The sequence below is a fragment of the Pseudomonas sp. RIT409 genome (genome assembly GCF_003052515.2).
Lineage (GTDB): Bacteria > Pseudomonadota > Gammaproteobacteria > Pseudomonadales > Pseudomonadaceae > Aquipseudomonas.
The window spans coordinates 13,020-30,018 of record NZ_QARE02000001.1; the positions used below are offsets into that span (position 1 = coordinate 13,020).

A 16,999-nucleotide genomic window follows, 5' to 3' on the forward strand; every position below is an offset into this window, starting at 1 on the left:
GGAGCGTTCCCCATGACTTCCGCTCAGCGCTACTTCCACCCTGGACGCCAGGTCGACACCGAGTTCATGCCTGAAGTGGCCGGCGTCGCCGCGCAGGACTCATCGCGAGGTTCGCGCATAACGGTCTGGCTAGCCGCTGCGTTGATCGTCAGCGCACTGGTCTGGGCCAAGTTCGCGGTCCTGCAAGAGGTGACCACGGGCGAAGGCAAGGCAATTCCCTCGAGCAAGGTTCAGGTCATTCAGAACCTGGAGGGGGGCATCGTCACCGAAATTTTCGTCCGGGAGGGGCAGATCGTGAACAAAGGCGATACGCTGCTGCGCCTCGACGACACACGTTTTCTCTCGAACAAGGGCGAGAGCGAGGTGGACAGGTACACCTTGATGGCCCAAGTGGACCGGCTCTCGGCGGAATCCGAAGGACGGCCCTTCAAGCCCTCCGCTGAAGTGCTGAGCAAGGCGCCGCAAGTGGCGGCGGACGAGCAAGCGCTGTATGACTCGCGACAACGGCGGCTGGCCAGCGAGCAACGGACGCTGCAGGAGCAATTGCGGCAGAAAACCCAGGAAGTCGCCGAATTTCGCTCCAAACAGGATCAGTACCGCAATCAGTTGGGCTTCATTCAACAGGAGTTGAGCATGTCGGCCCCCTTGGTCAACAGTGGGGCTGTCTCTCCCGTGGAGATCATCCGGCTCAAAGGTAAGGCGTCCGAAGCACGGGGCCAAATGGACGCGACCGCGCTGGCCATTCCTCGGGCCGAAGCGGCCATCAGCGAGATCAAGAGCAAGATCCAGGAATCCTTGGACAGCTTCCGCTCGGATGCCGCCAAGGACCTGAACGACAAACGCGCCGACCTGGCCAAGGCCGGCGCCACCCGGATTGCCATCGAAGACCGCGTGAGCCGCACCACTGTCACGTCACCGGTCAAAGGCATCGTCAAGACGCTCAAGGTCAACACCATTGGCGGCGTGGTTCAGCCCGGCAGCGATATGGTGGAAATCGTGCCGCTGGACGACAACCTGCTGATCGAGGCCAAGGTGCGACCACAGGACGTGGCGTTTCTGCACCCTGGCCAGAAAGCCATGGTCAAGTTCAGCGCCTACGACTACACCATCTACGGCGGCCTGCCCGCCAAGCTGGAGCTGATCGGGGCGGACACCACCACGGACGACAAGGGCAACACCTTCTACCTGATCCAGGTCCGGACGGACAAAAACCATTTGGGCAGCGATGACAAACCCTTGCTGATCATTCCGGGCATGGTGGCGACGGTGGACATCATCACCGGTGAAAAGAGCGTGATGGATTACCTGCTCAAACCGGTGCTAAAAGCGCGGACCGAGGCATTGCGGGAGCGGTAAGCCGACGCCCGCACCTGAAACCACTTGTAGGAGCGCGCTTGCCCGCGATAGCGTCATCACACCCAAAATCACCGATGTCTGACACTCCATCATCGCGGGCAAGCGCGCTCCTACGCCCTTCGGGCAGAAGCAGGCCGAGTCACTTGCCCTTCTTGTCTGCTTTCTTGAACGCCGCTTCCAGCGCATCGTTGATCGTGCGCAGCACTTTGACCCGCGCCCAGCGCTTGTCGTTGGCCTCCACCAATGTCCACGGCGCGATCTCGGTGCTGGTGCGGTCGACCATATCGCCCACCGCCTGACGGTATTGCGGCCATTTGCTGCGGTTGCGCCAGTCGTCGTCGGTGATTTTGTAGCGTTTGAAAGGGATCTTCTCCCGCGCCTTGAAACGCTCCAGTTGGGTCTTTTCGTCGATGGCCAGCCAGAACTTCACCACCACGATGCCCGCGTCAGTGAGCTGTTCCTCGAAGTCGTTGATCTCGCTGTACGCCCTGAGCCAGTCGGCTTCAGAGCAGAAACCTTCGACCCGCTCCACCAGCACGCGCCCATACCACGAACGGTCGAACACGGTGAACTTGCCTCGCGCTGGAATCTGCCGCCAGAACCGCCACAGATAGGGTTGCGCCAGTTCGTCCTGGCTGGGCGCGGCAATCGGCACAATATGGTATTGCCGCGGATCGAGCGCCCCGGCCACGCGCTTGATCGCTCCCCCCTTGCCCGCAGCGTCGTTGCCCTCGAACACGGCCACCAGCGCATGGCGCCGCATGCGCTTGTCGCGCATCAAACCGGACAGCCTTGCCTGTTCGGCAATCAACTGCTCTTCATAGTCCTCCTTGTCCAGCGACAAGGTCATGTCCAGATGGTCCAGCAGACTCGGCTCATCGCTGTGGCCGGGCAGCGGGCCGATGTTGACCAGGTTGGTGTTGCCTTCGGGTGTTTTCAGCGCATTCTGAAGGCCTTCCAACAGCAGGCGTCCCACGGTCAGGCTGCGGTAGTTGGGGTCCAGCCCTTCGATCACGTGCCACGGTGCGTAGTCGCGGCTGGTGCGCCGCAGGACCCGCTCACCGAAGCGTACGAACTTGTCGTAGGTCTTGGATTGCTGCCAGTCCAGCGGGCTGATCCGCCAACTGTGCAGTGGATCATCCTTCAGGGTCTTGAGGCGTTCCTTCATCTGTTTCTTGGACAGGTGAAACCAGAACTTGAAGATCACCGCACCTTCATCGACCAGCATCTTTTCCAGACGCTCGGCAGCATTGATGGCCTGATCCAGCTCTGGATCCTTGAAGCGCTTGTGCACCCGCCCCTGAATCATCTGGCTGTACCAGTTGCCGAAAAAGATGCCAATCCGGCCTTTGGGCGGCAGTTGCCGCCAGTAGCGCCAAACGGGCGGATGGTCCAGCTCTTCATCGGTCTGCTGATCGAAGGTGCGGACCTCGATGTAACGCGGGTCCATCCATTCATTCAGCAGTTTGACCGTTTCGCCCTTGCCCGCCCCTTCGATGCCATTGATCAACACAATGATCTGGCGCTTGCCCTGCTGATGCAGCTCATACTGGGCCTCAAGCAACGCTTCTCTGAGGGCCGGGACCGCGGCGTCGTAGGTTTCATCGTCGATGGCATGGCCGATTTCGGCGGATTCGAACATGGGGGGCTCCTGTGCAGATCACTCAAGACTAGGGGCTGTCTGAACGGTATTCCAGTGAAGACCAGGCAAAGCGGAAACAGCCGATTGGGGCGCGCTTCGTACAAAACCTGGTCAGGCGAGACGGGCACTGTGGCTTGTGACAACGAATCGCAGCCATGGGTCAATCGGCGCACTGCAACGCGATACGATCGCTGCGTTAAGATAGCGGCCCTGCCCCGTCAAAGCGCCATCGCAGCCATCATGACCACCATTGAACACGCCCGGCTCGACTGGGACGAAAACGGCAATCCGATTTCCCGCGCGTTCGCCGATGTTTACTTCTCGAAGGACTCCGGGCTGGCCGAGACGCGCCATGTGTTCCTGACCCAGAACGATTTGCAGGCCCGCTTCACCGCCCTGCCTGCGGACGGGCGGCTGATCATCGGTGAGACCGGTTTCGGCACCGGGTTGAATTTCCTCTGCGCCTGGCAACTGTTCGAGGCCTGCGCCACGCCCGGTGCGCGGTTGCAGTTCGTCAGCGTCGAGAAATTCCCCCTTAGCCGCGCCGACCTGCAGCGTTCGCTGAACCTGTGGCCGGAACTGAAGGCATTGGCGGATCAACTGTTGACGCAATACGTGGCCATCCATGAAGGTTTTCAGCGGCTGGTGTTCGACAGTGGGCGCGTCACCCTCACGCTGATGATCGGCGACGCGCTGGAGCAACTGCCGCAGTTGGATGGGCAGATCGACGCGTGGTTTCTCGACGGTTTCGCCCCGTCGAAAAATCCGGAAATGTGGAGCCCTCCCCTGTTCGCCGAACTGGCACGGCTATCGGCGCCAGACGCGACCATTGGCACCTTCACCAGCACCGGCTGGGTGCGGCGCGCGTTGAATGCCGCGGGATTCAAAATGAAGCGCGTCCCCGGAATCGGCCACAAATGGGAGGTGCTCCGAGGCACGTTCGTCGGCTGGCCGGAAGAGGTCCCGCCTCCGCTTGCGAAGAAACCCTGGTTCGCGCGGCCGACGTTCACGCCAGGTACGCGCAAAGCGCTGGTGATCGGGGCTGGCCTGGCCGGTTGTGCCACGGCGTCGAGCCTCGCAAACCGAGGCTGGCAGGTCAGCCTGCTGGAACGCCACGACGACCTGGCGCGAGAAGCATCGGGCAACCCCCAAGGCGTGCTTTACCTGAAACTGTCGGCCCACGGCACAGCGTTGTCGCAGTTGATCCTCAGCGGCTTCGGCCACACCCGCCGCTTGCTGGAACGACTCGAGCGAGGCGTCGACTGGGACGACTGCGGCGTGCTGCAACTGGCTTTCGATGACAAAGAGCGCGAGCGGCAGGCGCAACTGGCGGGGGCGTTTTCCCCGGAGTTACTGCGTGTGGTGGATCGGTCTGAAGCTGAGCACCGAGCAGGCGTCGCGTTGGAAAGCGGGGGCCTGTTCTATCCCGAAGGCGGCTGGGTGCACCCGCCTGCGTTGTGCCGACATCAAGCAAGCGCGTCGAACGTCCGCCTGATGCCTCACAACGATGTGGTGGAACTGCGCCGCCATAACGACGTCTGGCAAGCGTGGGATGGCGAGCGTTTGCTCGATTCAGCCCCCGTCGTGATCTTGGCCGGTGCCGCGGAGGTCAAACGCTTTACGGCCAGCGCCGATTTGCCCCTCAAACGCATTCGCGGGCAGATCACCCGCCTGGCGCAGACACCGGCCAGCCAATCATTGAGCACCGTGGTCTGTGCAGAAGGCTACGTCGCGCCGGGTCGCCTGGGGGAACACACCCTGGGCGCCAGCTTCGATTTCAACAACGACGACCTGACCCCGACCGCCGCCGAACACGTGGGTAATCTGGACCTTTTGCGGGGCATCTCCCACGACCTGACCGAGCGGTTGCACACTGACACCCTGCCCGTTGCAGAACTCTTGGGCCGCGCCGCCTTCCGCTGCACCAGCCCCGACTACTTGCCCATCGTCGGCCCGCTGGCAGACCGGGAAGCCTTCCTTCAACGCTACGCCGTGTTGCGCAAGGATGCCCGGCAAGTGCCGGATCTCTCCTGCCCGTGGCTGGAGGGCCTGTACGTCAACAGCGGCCACGGCTCACGCGGGCTGATTACCGCGCCGCTGTCCGGTGAGTTGATCGCCGCTTGGCTGGATGACGAACCGCTGCCGTTGCCCAGAAGCGTGGCCGAGGCGTGTCATCCCAACCGGTTTCGGGTGCGGGAGTTGATAAGGGGCCGATGAAAAGAGCGCGAATGCGGGTGCAGTCCAAGTAGGAAGACGCTGTGCGGCTCCATTGAGATCGCCCCGAATCACCAGCCGCCTGACATCCCACCTGACAACCCGGTATCCTCAAATCCATTTCCCTTTCAGGTGCACAGCGATGCTGCTGGTCAAGGACGTCTTCAAGAGCTACGCCACCGCCCAAGGTCCGCTGACGGTGTTGCGTGGCGTGGATTTGCAGCTCGGGCAGAAAGAAAGCCTGGCGCTGATGGGCGAATCCGGGAGTGGCAAGAGCACGTTGCTGCATCTGGTAGCCGGGCTGGATCAACCGGACGCGGGCACGATCGAAGTCGAGGGGCGGCGTCTGGAAACCTTGAGCGAGGCGCAACTGGCTCACTGGCGCCGCACGGAAATCGGCCTGGTGTTCCAGCAATTCAACCTGATCGGCAGCCTCAAGGTTGAAGACAACCTCGCCTTCCAGGCCCGCCTTGCCGGGCGCTTGGCGCCGCAATGGCAGGCCGAGCTGATCGAACGTCTTGGCTTGGGTTCTTTGCTCAAGCGTTACCCCGAGCAGCTTTCGGGGGGCCAGCAACAGCGGGTGGCCATCGGTCGGGCTCTGGCATCGCGCCCCAAGTTGTTGTTGGCAGACGAGCCCACCGGCAACCTGGATGAAAACACCAGCGACGAGGTGTTGCAGTTGCTGCTGGATCTGCTCGCAGACAGCCCCACCAGCCTGCTGATGGTGACTCACAGCCCGCGCGTTGCGGCGCGGCTGGGCCGTCAGGCAGTGCTGCACCTGGGACGACTTGCGGCCGAAGGCGAGCGCTGATGCCGGTTTTCTTCTGGACACTCAAAGCGCTGCTCAGTCATTGGCGCCGCCACCCGGTGCAACTCTTCAGCGTGCTGACCGGCCTGTGGCTGGCCACCAGCCTGCTGACCGGCGTGCAGGCCCTGAACAGCCAGGCCAGGGACAGCTACGCCAAAGCCAGCCAGTTGATCGGTGGCGAACCACAGAAGATATTGGTGGCCCCCAACGGTGCCAACTTTTCGCAAGAACTGTTCGTCAGCCTGCGTCGTGCAGGCTGGCCCGTGTCGCCAGCGCTGAGGGGCCGCGTCACCCTGGCGGACCGCCCCGATCAACGCTTGATTCTGCTGGGCATCGAGCCGGTCACCCTGCCGGTCGACACGGCATTGGCCGGGCAAACCCTGGACACAGCGCAGCTCGTACAGTTTTTCTCGCCACCCGGTAGCACCTGGATATCCCCGCAGACGCTGCAAGCGCTCGGCTTGCACGAAGGCGACCAGCCACCGACGGACACTGGGCAGCCCTTGCCGCCCTTGCGCCCACAGCCCGACATGGCGCCTGGCTTGCTGCTGGTGGACATCGGTTTTGCCCAGCGCATCCTGAATCAACCGGATCAGATCTCGCGCATGATCCTGCCCAAGGCGTTCGCCAACGATGCACCACCCTTGCCCGACGACCTGAAAGGCGAGCTGGTGATTCGCAAGAGCGGCGAAGACAACGATCTGGGGCGGCTCACCGAAAGCTTTCACCTGAACCTGGATGCGTTGGGGTTTCTGTCCTTCGTCGTCGGCCTGTTCATCGTCCACGCCGCCATCGGCCTTGCGCTGGAACAGCGACGCGGCCTGTTGCGCAACCTGCGCGCGTGTGGCGTCAGCGCGCGCGGCTTGATCGCCAGCCTGATCGTCGAACTTGCGGCCCTGGCGCTGCTGGGGGGGATCGCTGGCGTAAGCAGCGGCTACTGGCTGGCGAGCGTGTTATTGCCGGATGTCGCTGCCAGCCTGCGCGGGTTGTATGGCGCGGAAGTGGCCGGGCATCTCAACCTGAGTGTCGGCTGGTGGCTGAGTGGCCTGGGGGTGGCATTAGCGGGAGCGTTCCTGGCGGGTGCCAGCAGCCTGTTACGCGCTGCGCGGTTGCCGCTGCTGGCGTTGGCCAATGAGCAAGCCTGGCAAGATACCCATGCGCGTTGGCTGACACGCCAAGGCTGGATTGCCGGGCTTTGCGCAGTGATTGCCCTGCTGGCGGCGCTGTTCGGCAATAGCCTGGCGATGGGGTTTGTGTTGATGGCCAGCCTGCTCCTCAGCGCAGCACTGGGCCTGCCGGTGCTCCTCAATGCCTTGCTCGATGGTTTGCTGGGCCGCAGCCGCTCGGTGCTGGGGCAATGGTTCCTGGCCGATTGCCGTCAACAGTTACCGGCCCTGAGCCTAGCGCTGATGGCCCTGCTGCTGGCGATGGCGGCGAACATCGGGGCGGGCAGCATGACCTCCGGATTCCGACAGACCTTCACCCATTGGCTGGAACAACGCCTGAGCGCCGAGCTGTACATCAACCCGCAAAATGCCGCGCAGGCAGCCCCTCTGCAAAAGTGGCTGAGCGAACAACCCCTGACCTCAGCCGTCCTGCCCAACTGGCAGGTCTCGCTGCAACTGCACGGCTGGCCCGCCGAGCTGTACGGAATCATCGACCATCCCCATTATCGCCAGCACTGGCCGCTGCTCGATTCCGCGAGCGACGACCCGTGGGGGCAACTGGCTCAAAAGGACACGCTGATGCTCAGCGAACAACTGGCGCGGCGCCTCGACGTCAGCGTCGGCGATCACGTGACCCTGCCCGCCCCGGACGGCGAATGGCGGCTGCGGGTGGTGGGGATCTACGCCGACTACGGCAACCCCAAGGGGCATTTGCTGGTCAACGCGAACCATCTGCTCGAACACTGGCCAGACCTCACGCCGAACCGCTTCAACCTGCGGATCGACACCCGTGCGATTCCCCAATTGCTGCGGGTGCTGCATAACAAGTTCGTCATCGACGACAACCGTATCGTCGACCAGATCCAGCTCAAAGCCTGGTCACAGCAAGTGTTCGAACGCACCTTTGCCGCCACGGCAGCCCTGAACAGCCTGACCTTGATGGTCGCGGGCATCGCCCTGTTCATCAGCCTGCTCACGCAAAGCCAGAGCCGTCTCGGGCAGTTGGCCCCGCTCTGGGCACTGGGCGTTACGCGTCGGCAGTTGATGCTGTTGAACCTGGCGCAGACCTGGCTGTTGGCCGTGCTGACCCTGGTGCTGGCAATACCCTTGGGCCTGCTGTTGGCTTGGTGTCTGGACGCCGTGATCAATGTGCAGGCGTTTGGCTGGCGGCTGCCTTTGCAGGTCTTCCCGCTGCAGTTGCTGCGCCTGATGCTGTTGGCGATGCTGGCCACCTTGCTGGCGTCGGCCTGGCCGCTGTATCGCCTGTACCGCACCCGCCCGGCCGACCTGCTGAGGACTTTCGCCAATGAACGCTAAGGCGCTGGCCCTGCTGCTCGCCACCCTGCTACTGAGCGGTTGCGACGATAAAGCCGATGAGGAAAAAGGCTTCGCAGGCCTTGCAGACGATGCGTCGAGCTACGCACAGGTCACCCCGGGCACCCCCTTGATGTTTCCCCGGGATCATGGCGCGCACAACGACTTTCGCATCGAGTGGTGGTACGTCACCGCCAACCTCAAGGACGCCGACGGCCAGTCCTTCGGTGTGCAGTGGACCCTGTTCCGCAATGCTCTGCCCCGCTCCGGCGCCGCTTCACAGGACAATCACGGTTGGAACAATCGCAACCTGTGGATGGGCCATGCGGCGGTTACCTCGGCCGATGAGCATTACGCTGCCGAACGGTACGCCCGGGGCGGCGTTGGCCAGGCCGGTGTCACCCTTGCCCCACTCACCGCGTGGATCGACGACTGGGCTTTGGCCAGCCACGCCAGCGTGGAAAATCCGCTGACGGACATGCAACTGCAAGCCCGTGGGCCGCAATTCGGTTACACCCTGCGCCTGACGTCCAGCAAGCCCTTGGTGTTGCAGGGCCAGAACGGGTTCAGTCAGAAGTCCGACCAGGGGCAGGCCTCGTACTACTACAGCCAGCCGTTCTTCCAAGCCGAAGGCAGCCTCGAGATCGACGGCAAAACATACCGCGTCTCAGGCCCAGCCTGGCTGGACCGCGAGTGGAGCAGCCAACCGTTAACGGAAAACCAGACAGGCTGGGACTGGTTTTCGCTGCACCTGGCAGGCGGCGCCGACGTGATGCTCTACCGCATGCGGCAAAAGGACGGGGAGCCCTACCTGACCGGCACCTGGATCAACGCCGACGGCAGCACCGAGCCGCTCGCCGCTCACGATATCGAACTGGTTGCACAAGACACGACGCAAGTGGAAGGCCGCGACATGCCGACCCAGTGGTCCGTCAGAATTCCCCGCAAAGGCGTGGACGTGTCGGTCGAGGCCTTGAACCCCTACGCCTGGATGAACCTGCAAATTCCCTATTGGGAAGGCCCGGTGAAAGTCAGTGGTAGCCAGCAGGGCGAAGGGTATCTGGAAATGACGGGGTATTAGGCAGAGGGCGTAGGCGTTTGGGGATGAAAAAAGAAAAACCGCGCCAGGCGCGGTTTTTCGGGTGACAGCGAACGGTCATATCCTGCCGAGCAAGACCAGAATCAACAGAATGACCAGGATCGTACCGATGATGCCCGATGGCCCGTAACCCCAGCTACGGGAGTGCGGGAAGACGGGCAAGCCGCCGATCAACAGCAGGATCAGGATGATGATCAGAATTGTGCCGATGCCCATGACGAGTTCCTTCTTGACTATTGATTTTATGGCTAGAAGCGCGGTCGCCTGCCCTTGGGTTCACGTACCGTGCCGCTTGAAAAATCGGACTGTCGAGCGAATCAAAAGGTTCGGACTTTAAATTCTCGCCGCGCGGGAACTTCCGCCTGATGCAGCGGTTTGCCTCGCATATTCAGCGAGCTGATGAAGGCCTTGTCGGCTGACCGCCCTGATTACACTGAGTGCACTTCATCGCAATCGACAAGGCAACGGCTATGCAAAATCGCATCATGATCACTGGCGCAGGTTCCGGTCTGGGGCGAGAAATCGCGTTGCGTTGGGCGCGCGAAGGTTGGCGGCTGGCGCTTTCCGATGTCAATGACAGCGGCCTCCAGGAAACCTTGCGCCTGGTGCGCGAAGCCGGCGCAGACGGCTTCATTCAGCGATGCGATGTGCGTGACTACAGCCAATTGACAGCGTTCGCACAGGCTTGTGAGAGCAAACTCGGTGGCATCGACATCATCGTCAACAATGCAGGCGTGGCGTCAGGGGGCTTCTTTGGCGAACTGTCGCTGGAAGACTGGGATTGGCAGATCGCGATCAACCTGATGGGGGTGGTCAAAGGGTGCAAGGCATTTTTGCCACTGCTGGAGCAAAGCAAGGGCAAGATCATCAACATCGCCTCCATGGCCGCGTTGATGCAGGGCCCTGCCATGAGCAACTACAACGTCGCCAAGGCGGGCGTGGTCGCATTGTCGGAAAGCCTGCTGGTGGAACTACGCCAGCAGGAAATCGGTGTGCATGTGGTGTGCCCGTCGTTTTTCCAGACCAACCTGCTGGATTCCTTCCGCGGCCCCACGCCGACGATGAAGGCCCAAGTGGGCAAATTGCTGGAAAGCTCGCCGATTACCGCCAGCGATATAGCGGGGTACATTTTCGAGCGCGTCGCTGCCGGTGAATTCATGATCCTGCCCCATGAGCAGGGTCGCCTTGCGTGGCAACTCAAACAGCACAACCCCCAAGCCCTCTATGACGAAATGGCGAGCATGGCGGAAAAGATGCGCGCCAAGGCCCGATCCGGCCACTGACGGGGAAGTTTCTGATAGGGTGGCCCGCAAATGTCTGCCTGCCCTTGAAGAGAACGTACGTGCTCAATTATCTCTGGTTTTTCCTCGCGGCCCTGTTCGAAATCGCCGGCTGCTACGGCTTCTGGATGGTGGTGCGGCAAGGCAAAAGCCTGCTCTGGATGGCCCCGGCCCTTGTCAGCCTGACGCTGTTCGCGCTGCTGCTGACGCGCATCGAAGCGGCGTATGCGGGACGCGCCTATGCGGCTTATGGCGGCATCTACGTGGTCGCCTCCATTGCCTGGCTCGGGGTCATCGAACGGGCTCGCCCCCTGACCACGGATTGGCTCGGCGTGGCCCTCTGCGTGATCGGCGCAACCGTCATCCTTCTGGGCCCAAAGTGGTCAGGTCACTGAGACCCCAGCCATTCTCGGTGCCTCGAATAGCGTTGTAGGATTCGTCTGTCAGCAACGTTCGTCAGCGAATGAAGGACACGACTGAATTTGTGCCAGCGCATTGATGCGCGCGCCGCCGACCGGCACCCTTCGCTCTCGGTTACCACCCAGGGAGTAGGAAAGATGCTGGTATTGACAAGGGAAATAGGCGAGTCGTTTTCCATTGGCGATGACATCACCGTGCGGATTCTGGGCATCACCGGCAACCAGGTGCGCCTGGGGATCACCGCGCCCCTCTCTGTGAAGGTCCATCGCAGCGAAGTGTACCGGCGCATCAAGGCGTATCTGCGCCAGCGGGCGCAAGAGTCGACGAGCACTTGATGCGCCCTCTTGCCCAACAGGCCCTGGTCAGTCGTCGAAATACTCTTTGGGCACGTCGTGCTTGAGCATGAGCTGACACTGCTGGCTGTCCAGATCGAAAAAAATCACCGCTTGCCCCTTGTTCAACGCGTGCCGGACTCGCAAGACACGGGTTTCCAATGGCGTTTCGTCGCCGTTATCAGTGCCATCGCGCGTCACGAAGTCTTCGATCAGGCGAGTCAGCGTGTCAGCTTCGAGTTGGTCGTGGGGAATCAGCATGGTGGGAGCGGTCGTCCTATGGGCAGACGTGGGATGCTAGCGTGGTGTGAAGAGAGGAGCCACATCCAAGGCCAACTTTTCCCACTTTGGTCATTGAACGATTCCCGCCCAGGCGGCCCTCCCAGTCAGGGTCGCCTGGGCTGAAGCCCAGCAACCTACCGTTGCCCCACCAAGGTATCCACCGCCGGGACCCGCGTATCTGTCTCCATCTGCGCGTCGTGTTCCAGTTGGTGGCTGAAGTTGTCCAGCGAGGCATTGGCCGGTTTGGCGTCGCTGGCAAACACCGGAGGACTGAGCATGTAGCTGGCGAGCAGTCGGCTCAGCGCCTTCAAGCTGTCGATGTGCGTACGCTCGTAGCCATGGGTGGCGTCGCAACCAAAGGCCAGCAACGCGGTGCGAGTATCGTAGCCAGCAGTGATCGCCGAATGGGCATCACTGTAGTAGTAGCGAAACAGATCGCGGCGCACGGGCAGATCCTGCTCCTGCCCAAGGCGCAGGAGATGCCGAGACAGATGGTAGTCGTAGGGGCCGCCGGAGTCCTGCATCGCCACGCTGACGGCATGTTCGCTGGAATGTTGCCCTGGGGCGACCGGCGCGATGTCGATGCCGACGAATTCGCTGACGTCCCAAGGCAGGCTGCCCGCGGCGCCGCTGCCGATTTCCTCGGTAATGGTGAACAGCGGGTGGCAATCGATCAGGGGTTCGGTGCCGCTGTCGACGATGGCCTTGAGGGCCGCCAGCAGCGCCGCAACGCCCGCCTTGTCGTCCAGATGGCGGGCGCTGATGTGCCCGCTCTCGGTGAATTCCGGCAGGGGATCGAAAGCCACGAAGTCACCGATGTTGACCCCCAGCGACTCGCAGTCCGCTCGCGTGGTGCAGTAGGCGTCGAGGCGTAATTCAATGTGATCCCAGCTGATGGGCAGGGTATCCACCGCCGTATTGAAGGCGTGCCCTGAGGCCATCAAGGGCAGCACGCTGCCACGAATCACCCCGCTGTCGGTGAACACGCTGACCCGGCTACCCTCAGCGAAGCGGCTGGACCAGCAGCCTACTGCCGTCAGGCCAAGACGCCCATTGTCTTTCACTTCACGCACGCTGGCACCGATGGTGTCCAGGTGAGCCGAGACCGCGCGGTCGGGGCTGTTCTGTTTGCCCTTCAGCGTGGCCCGAATCGTGCCGCGCCGGGTGAGCTCGAAGGGAATGCCCAATTCTTCCAGGCGCTCGGCAACGTAGCGCACGATGGTGTCGGTGAAGCCCGTGGGGCTCGGAATCGCGAGCATCTCCAGCAGGACTTTCTGCAGGTAATTCAGATCCGGTTCAGGGATGTTTGCAGTGGTCATGGAAGGCTCCTGTCAAAGCAGCTATAGGCCTCAAGCGTGACGCGGGAACGAATCCAACGCGAATCAGGTTTGCCTGGACTCGCCCCGCAAGGCTTGAACGGTGGAGCTGCGTTTACCCGTGGACGGGCAGGCTATGGGGAAACAGCAGATCGACGAAACGCTCTGCCGTCGGTTGCGGCTCGTGGTTGGCCAGGCCGCAGCGCTCGTTGGCTTCGATGAACACGTACTCCGGCTGGTCGGCGGCCGGAACCATCAGGTCCAGGCCGACCACCGGAATATCGAGGGCACGGGCGGCACGGATCGCAGCGTCCTTAAGCACTGGGTGCAACACAGCAGTGACGTCTTCGAGGCAGCCCCCCGTGTGCAGATTGGCCGTACGGCGAACGGCTAGGCTTTGCCCCGAGGGCAGTACGCTGTCGAAGGTGAAGCCCGCGTCCTCAACGGTGCGGCGGGTCTCTTCATCCATGGGAATCTTGCTTTCGCCATCGGTGGCAGCGGCCCGCCGACGGCTCTGGGCTTCGATCAACTGGCCCACGGTGTGGCGCCCATCGCCGCGGATTTCCGCCGGACGGCGAATGGCCGCTGCCACCACTTCGAAGCCGATGACCACGATGCGCAGGTCCAGCCCTGGGTGGAAACTCTCCAAAAGGACCCGCGAATCGAACTGGCGCGCCCGCTCGACCGCCGCCTGCACATCCTCGATGGTGCGCAGGTCGACCGCCACACCCTGGCCCTGCTCGCCATCCACGGGTTTGACCACGACGCGTTCGTGCTCATCGAGAAACGCGAGGTTGTCGTCGCCATTGCCGGCCAACTGCTGCACCGGCAGCCGCAAGCCTGCAGCGGTCAAGGCCTTGTGGGTCAGCCGCTTGTCCTGGCACAGCGTCATGCTGACCGCGGAGGTCAGGTCGCTCAAAGACTCGCGGCAGCGAATGCGACGGCCGCCGTGAATCAATGTGAATAGCCCCGCTTCCGCGTCGTCGACCTGGACTTCAATGCCGCGACGGTGAGCTTCTTCGACGATGATTCGCGCGTAAGGATTGAAATCCGCCTGCGGTCCCGGCCCCAGAAACAGTTTCTCGTTGATGCCGTTTTTGCGCTTGATGGCAAACGTGGGCAGGTTGCGGAAGCCCAGCTTGGCGTAGAGGTTCTTCGCCTGCTGATTGTCGTGCAGCACAGAGAGGTCGAGATAACCCAGGCCACGGCTTTGGAAATGCTCGATAAGGTGGCGCACCAGCGCCTCCCCTACCCCTGGGCGTGTGCACTGCGGGTCCACTGCAAGGCACCACAGGCTGCTGCCGTTTTCCGGGTCATTGAAGGCTTTGTGATGGTTGAGGCCCATGACGCTGCCGATCACCGCATTGCTGCTTTCGTCTTCGGCGATCCAGTACACCGGGCCGCCCTGATGGCGCGGCGTCAACAGCTGCGGATCGATGGGCAGCATGCCCCGGGCGATATAGAGGTTATTGATCGCCTCCCAATCGCTTTGGTTTTGCGCGCGGCGGATGCGAAACCCACGAAATACCCGCTGCGCCGGACGATAGTCGCTGAACCACAGGCGAAGCGTGTCCGATGGATCGAGAAACAACTGCTGCGGCGCCTGCGCCAGCACTTGCTGAGGCGCCGCGACGTACAGTGCGATGTCCCGCTCGCCGGGCTTTTCATTCAGCAGCTCTTCAGCCAGCGCGGCGGGATCCGGATAGGTGTGCCCGATCAGCAAGCGTCCCCAGCCGCAGTGAAGCGCCAATGGGGCGTCGTCCGGCGTACTGCCGTCTTCGGCGAAACGCGCCTGCAACCGCTCATAGGACGGCGCCTGTCCACGCAATAGGCGCTGGTTGTAAATCGAAGCATTGGCTTTCATCGGTCACAGTCCTTGTTCGCTGAGCCACAGGTTCAAGGCCGCGAGCTGCCACAGCTTCGAGCCGCGCAGTGGGGTGAGTTGACCGTCGGGGTTGGTCAGGAGTTTGTCGAGCATCGACGGGTTGAACAGGCCGCGATCCTGGCTGGGGTCCACCAGCAGCTCGCGCACCCATTGCAAGGTGTCACCCTCCAGGTGCTTGAGACCCGGCACAGGGAAATAGCCTTTCTTACGGTCGATGACTTCAGAAGGAATCACCAGACGAGCCGCTTCCTTGAGCACCTGCTTGCCGCCGTCGGGGAGCTTGAAGCGCGCCGGGATCCGCGCCGACAGTTCGACCAGGCGGTAGTCGAGAAACGGCGTGCGCGCTTCGAGGCCCCAGGCCATGGTCATGTTGTCCACGCGTTTGACCGGGTCGTCGACCAGCATCACCGTGCTGTCCAGACGCAACGCCTTGTCGACCCCGGCTTCGGCGCCCGGCATCGCGAAGTGCTCGCGGACAAAGTCACCTGCAGCGTCATTGGCCGTCAGCCACTTGGGCGCCACGGTCTGCGCGTACTCGTCATAGCTGCGATCGAAGAATGCGTCGCGATACGCCGTGAAAGGATCGCTGGCGCCATCCACCTGCGGATACCAGTGATAGCCCGCGAACAGCTCGTCGGCACCCTGGCCGCTCTGCACGACCTTGCAGTGCTTGGCCACCTCGCGGGACAGCAGATAAAACGCGATGCAGTCGTGGCTGACCATCGGCTCGCTCATGGCTCGAAACGCAGCGGGCAACTGCTCGATGATTTCGCTTTCCTTGATGCGTAGCTGGTGATGGCGGGTGCCGTAGTGCTTGGCGATCAGGTCGGAATACTGGAATTCGTCGCCGCGCTCGCCGCCGGCATCCTGAAAGCCAATGGAGAAGGTGGACAGGTCCTTGACCCCGACCTCCCGCAGCAGACCGACCAACATGCTCGAATCGACACCGCCCGAGAGCAATACGCCCACATCCACCGCAGCCCGCTGGCGGATAGCAACCGCTTCACGGGTGCTGTCGAGCACGCGGTCGCGCCAGTCTTCCAGGGTCAGGTGCTGCTCGTCGGCGTGTGGTCCATAAGGCAGCGTCCACCAGACCTTCTGCTCGACCTCGCCGTCGGCGCTCACGCGCATCCAGGTTGCCGGAGGAATTTTTTCGACCCCGGCCAGCAAGGTGCGCGGTGCGGGCACCACAGCGTGAAAGTTCAGGTAATGGTTCAGCGCCACCGGATCGAGCATCGGGCTGATGTCACCGCCTTTGAGCAATGCAGGCAAAGCCGAGGCGAACCGCAGGCGTTTATCGGTGCGGGAGAGGTAAAGCGGCTTGACGCCCAGGCGGTCTCGAGCGATGAACAGGCTGCGCTTGTCGCGCTCCCAAATAGCGAAGGCGAACATACCGTTGAGCTTGGGCAGCAGGTCCGCGCCCCAGGCGTGGTAGCCCTTGAGCAACACCTCGGTGTCGCCGCCGGAGTGGAATTGATAGCCGAGGTTTTCCAGCTCGGCGCGCAATTCCGGGAAGTTATAAACAGCGCCGTTGAAGGCCAGCGACAGGCCCAGATGGCTGTCGATCATCGGCTGCGCCGAGCCGTCGGACAGGTCCATGATCTTCAGGCGGCGATGGCCAAGGGCAATCGGCCCCTGGCTGTGAAACCCCCAGGCATCCGGGCCGCGAGGGGCCAGATGGTGGGTGATGCGTTCTACTGCGGCGAGGTCCGCAGGTTGGTTGTCGAAACGTAACTCTCCAGCTAATCCGCACATAAGTCCTTACCGGTTTTCCGTTGGGGATGTGGCCGGGGAAGTCCGGCTACCCAAAGACTGACCGGTGGGCTGGGTGAGAGTTTTAGAACGATCGGTTATAAAAAGTCGCGTTTGCCGTTATTGAATGACG

General features: G+C 62.3%; 14 protein-coding genes. 8 read left to right on the forward strand and 6 right to left on the reverse strand.

Translation table 11 applies throughout. The annotated features are described in order from the left end of the window. Positions 1-12 precede the first annotated feature (12 nt). Positions 13-1,356, forward strand: coding sequence for an HlyD family type I secretion periplasmic adaptor subunit (locus tag DBP26_RS00035; RefSeq protein ID WP_108235573.1), 1,344 nt, complete (start codon positions 13-15; stop codon positions 1,354-1,356). A 139-nt stretch (positions 1,357-1,495) separates the two neighbouring features. Here the strand turns inward: DBP26_RS00035 and pap are convergent, their stop codons facing one another. Next, complete coding sequence (gene pap, locus DBP26_RS00040) at positions 1,496-2,998, reverse strand: polyphosphate:AMP phosphotransferase (protein ID WP_108235574.1); 1,503 nt, start codon at positions 2,996-2,998, stop codon at positions 1,496-1,498. Positions 2,999-3,238: 240 nt separating this feature from the next. Between pap and mnmC the strand changes: the two genes are divergently transcribed. The 4 genes from mnmC to DBP26_RS00060 all read left to right on the forward strand — a co-directional run bounded on the left by mnmC (position 3,239) and on the right by DBP26_RS00060 (position 9,581). Next, positions 3,239-5,215, forward strand: a complete 1,977-nt coding sequence (gene mnmC / locus DBP26_RS00045) for a bifunctional tRNA (5-methylaminomethyl-2-thiouridine)(34)-methyltransferase MnmD/FAD-dependent 5-carboxymethylaminomethyl-2-thiouridine(34) oxidoreductase MnmC (RefSeq protein ID WP_108236023.1) — start codon at positions 3,239-3,241, stop codon at positions 5,213-5,215. A 139-nt stretch (positions 5,216-5,354) separates the two neighbouring features. After that, positions 5,355-6,023 (forward strand): ABC transporter ATP-binding protein, encoded by a 669-nt coding sequence (locus DBP26_RS00050; RefSeq protein WP_108235575.1) that lies wholly within the window; start codon positions 5,355-5,357, stop codon positions 6,021-6,023. Further along, positions 6,023-8,503 (forward strand): ABC transporter permease, encoded by a 2,481-nt coding sequence (locus DBP26_RS00055; protein ID WP_108235576.1) that lies wholly within the window; start codon positions 6,023-6,025, stop codon positions 8,501-8,503. The genes DBP26_RS00050 and DBP26_RS00055 overlap by 1 nt, the downstream gene beginning before the upstream one ends. Then, positions 8,493-9,581, forward strand: a complete 1,089-nt coding sequence (locus DBP26_RS00060) for a lipocalin-like domain-containing protein (RefSeq protein WP_108235577.1) — start codon at positions 8,493-8,495, stop codon at positions 9,579-9,581. Before DBP26_RS00055 ends, DBP26_RS00060 begins: the two co-directional genes overlap by 11 nt. Before the next feature lie 75 nt (positions 9,582-9,656). Here the strand turns inward: DBP26_RS00060 and DBP26_RS00065 are convergent, their stop codons facing one another. Continuing rightward, positions 9,657-9,815 carry a DUF3309 family protein gene (locus DBP26_RS00065; RefSeq protein ID WP_092410703.1) on the reverse strand — a complete coding sequence of 53 codons (159 nt, stop codon included), beginning with the start codon at positions 9,813-9,815 and terminating at the stop codon, positions 9,657-9,659. A gap of 254 nt (positions 9,816-10,069) precedes the next feature. Between DBP26_RS00065 and DBP26_RS00070 the strand changes: the two genes are divergently transcribed. From DBP26_RS00070 to csrA, 3 genes are all read left to right on the forward strand, one after another. Next, on the forward strand, positions 10,070-10,882 hold the full coding sequence (locus DBP26_RS00070) for an SDR family oxidoreductase (RefSeq protein ID WP_108235578.1): 813 nt from the start codon (positions 10,070-10,072) through the stop codon (positions 10,880-10,882). Positions 10,883-10,941: 59 nt separating this feature from the next. Further along, positions 10,942-11,274 (forward strand): YnfA family protein, encoded by a 333-nt coding sequence (locus DBP26_RS00075; RefSeq protein ID WP_108235579.1) that lies wholly within the window; start codon positions 10,942-10,944, stop codon positions 11,272-11,274. 162 nt (positions 11,275-11,436) lie between these two features. After that, entirely contained in the window at positions 11,437-11,634 is a 198-nt protein-coding gene (csrA, locus tag DBP26_RS00080; RefSeq protein WP_108235580.1) for a carbon storage regulator CsrA, read from the forward strand. 27 nt (positions 11,635-11,661) lie between these two features. On the opposite strand, the gene DBP26_RS00085 is transcribed toward csrA, so the two are convergent. From DBP26_RS00085 to DBP26_RS00100, 4 genes are all read right to left on the reverse strand, one after another. Further along, positions 11,662-11,892, reverse strand: coding sequence for a YheU family protein (locus tag DBP26_RS00085; RefSeq protein WP_108235581.1), 231 nt, complete (start codon positions 11,890-11,892; stop codon positions 11,662-11,664). A gap of 155 nt (positions 11,893-12,047) precedes the next feature. After that, a complete protein-coding gene (locus DBP26_RS00090; RefSeq protein WP_108235582.1) occupies positions 12,048-13,232 on the reverse strand; it encodes an osmoprotectant NAGGN system M42 family peptidase in 1,185 nt (394 codons plus the stop codon). Between the two features lie 112 nt (positions 13,233-13,344). Continuing rightward, the gene (gene ngg, locus DBP26_RS00095) at positions 13,345-15,093 is read right to left on the reverse strand and encodes an N-acetylglutaminylglutamine synthetase (RefSeq protein WP_108235583.1); all 1,749 of its coding nucleotides are present in this window, start codon (positions 15,091-15,093) and stop codon (positions 13,345-13,347) included. 3 nt (positions 15,094-15,096) lie between these two features. Next, entirely contained in the window at positions 15,097-16,869 is a 1,773-nt protein-coding gene (locus DBP26_RS00100) for an N-acetylglutaminylglutamine amidotransferase (protein ID WP_108235584.1), read from the reverse strand. Positions 16,870-16,999 lie beyond the last annotated feature (130 nt).

Bases quoted from the DNA above. Each gene is read 5' to 3' on its own strand.
- DBP26_RS00035 (WP_108235573.1), top strand. From the start codon at position 13: ATGACTTCCGCTCAGCGCTACTTCCACCCTGGACGCCAGGTCGACACC.
- pap (WP_108235574.1), bottom strand. From the start codon at position 2,998: ATGTTCGAATCCGCCGAAATCGGCCATGCCATCGACGATGAAACCTAC.
- mnmC (WP_108236023.1), top strand. From the start codon at position 3,239: ATGACCACCATTGAACACGCCCGGCTCGACTGGGACGAAAACGGCAAT.
- DBP26_RS00050 (WP_108235575.1), top strand. From the start codon at position 5,355: ATGCTGCTGGTCAAGGACGTCTTCAAGAGCTACGCCACCGCCCAAGGT.
- DBP26_RS00055 (WP_108235576.1), top strand. From the start codon at position 6,023: ATGCCGGTTTTCTTCTGGACACTCAAAGCGCTGCTCAGTCATTGGCGC.
- DBP26_RS00060 (WP_108235577.1), top strand. From the start codon at position 8,493: ATGAACGCTAAGGCGCTGGCCCTGCTGCTCGCCACCCTGCTACTGAGC.
- DBP26_RS00065 (WP_092410703.1), bottom strand. From the start codon at position 9,815: ATGGGCATCGGCACAATTCTGATCATCATCCTGATCCTGCTGTTGATC.
- DBP26_RS00070 (WP_108235578.1), top strand. From the start codon at position 10,070: ATGCAAAATCGCATCATGATCACTGGCGCAGGTTCCGGTCTGGGGCGA.
- csrA (WP_108235580.1), top strand. From the start codon at position 11,437: ATGCTGGTATTGACAAGGGAAATAGGCGAGTCGTTTTCCATTGGCGAT.
- DBP26_RS00085 (WP_108235581.1), bottom strand. From the start codon at position 11,892: ATGCTGATTCCCCACGACCAACTCGAAGCTGACACGCTGACTCGCCTG.
- DBP26_RS00090 (WP_108235582.1), bottom strand. From the start codon at position 13,232: ATGACCACTGCAAACATCCCTGAACCGGATCTGAATTACCTGCAGAAA.
- ngg (WP_108235583.1), bottom strand. From the start codon at position 15,093: ATGAAAGCCAATGCTTCGATTTACAACCAGCGCCTATTGCGTGGACAG.
- DBP26_RS00100 (WP_108235584.1), bottom strand. From the start codon at position 16,869: ATGTGCGGATTAGCTGGAGAGTTACGTTTCGACAACCAACCTGCGGAC.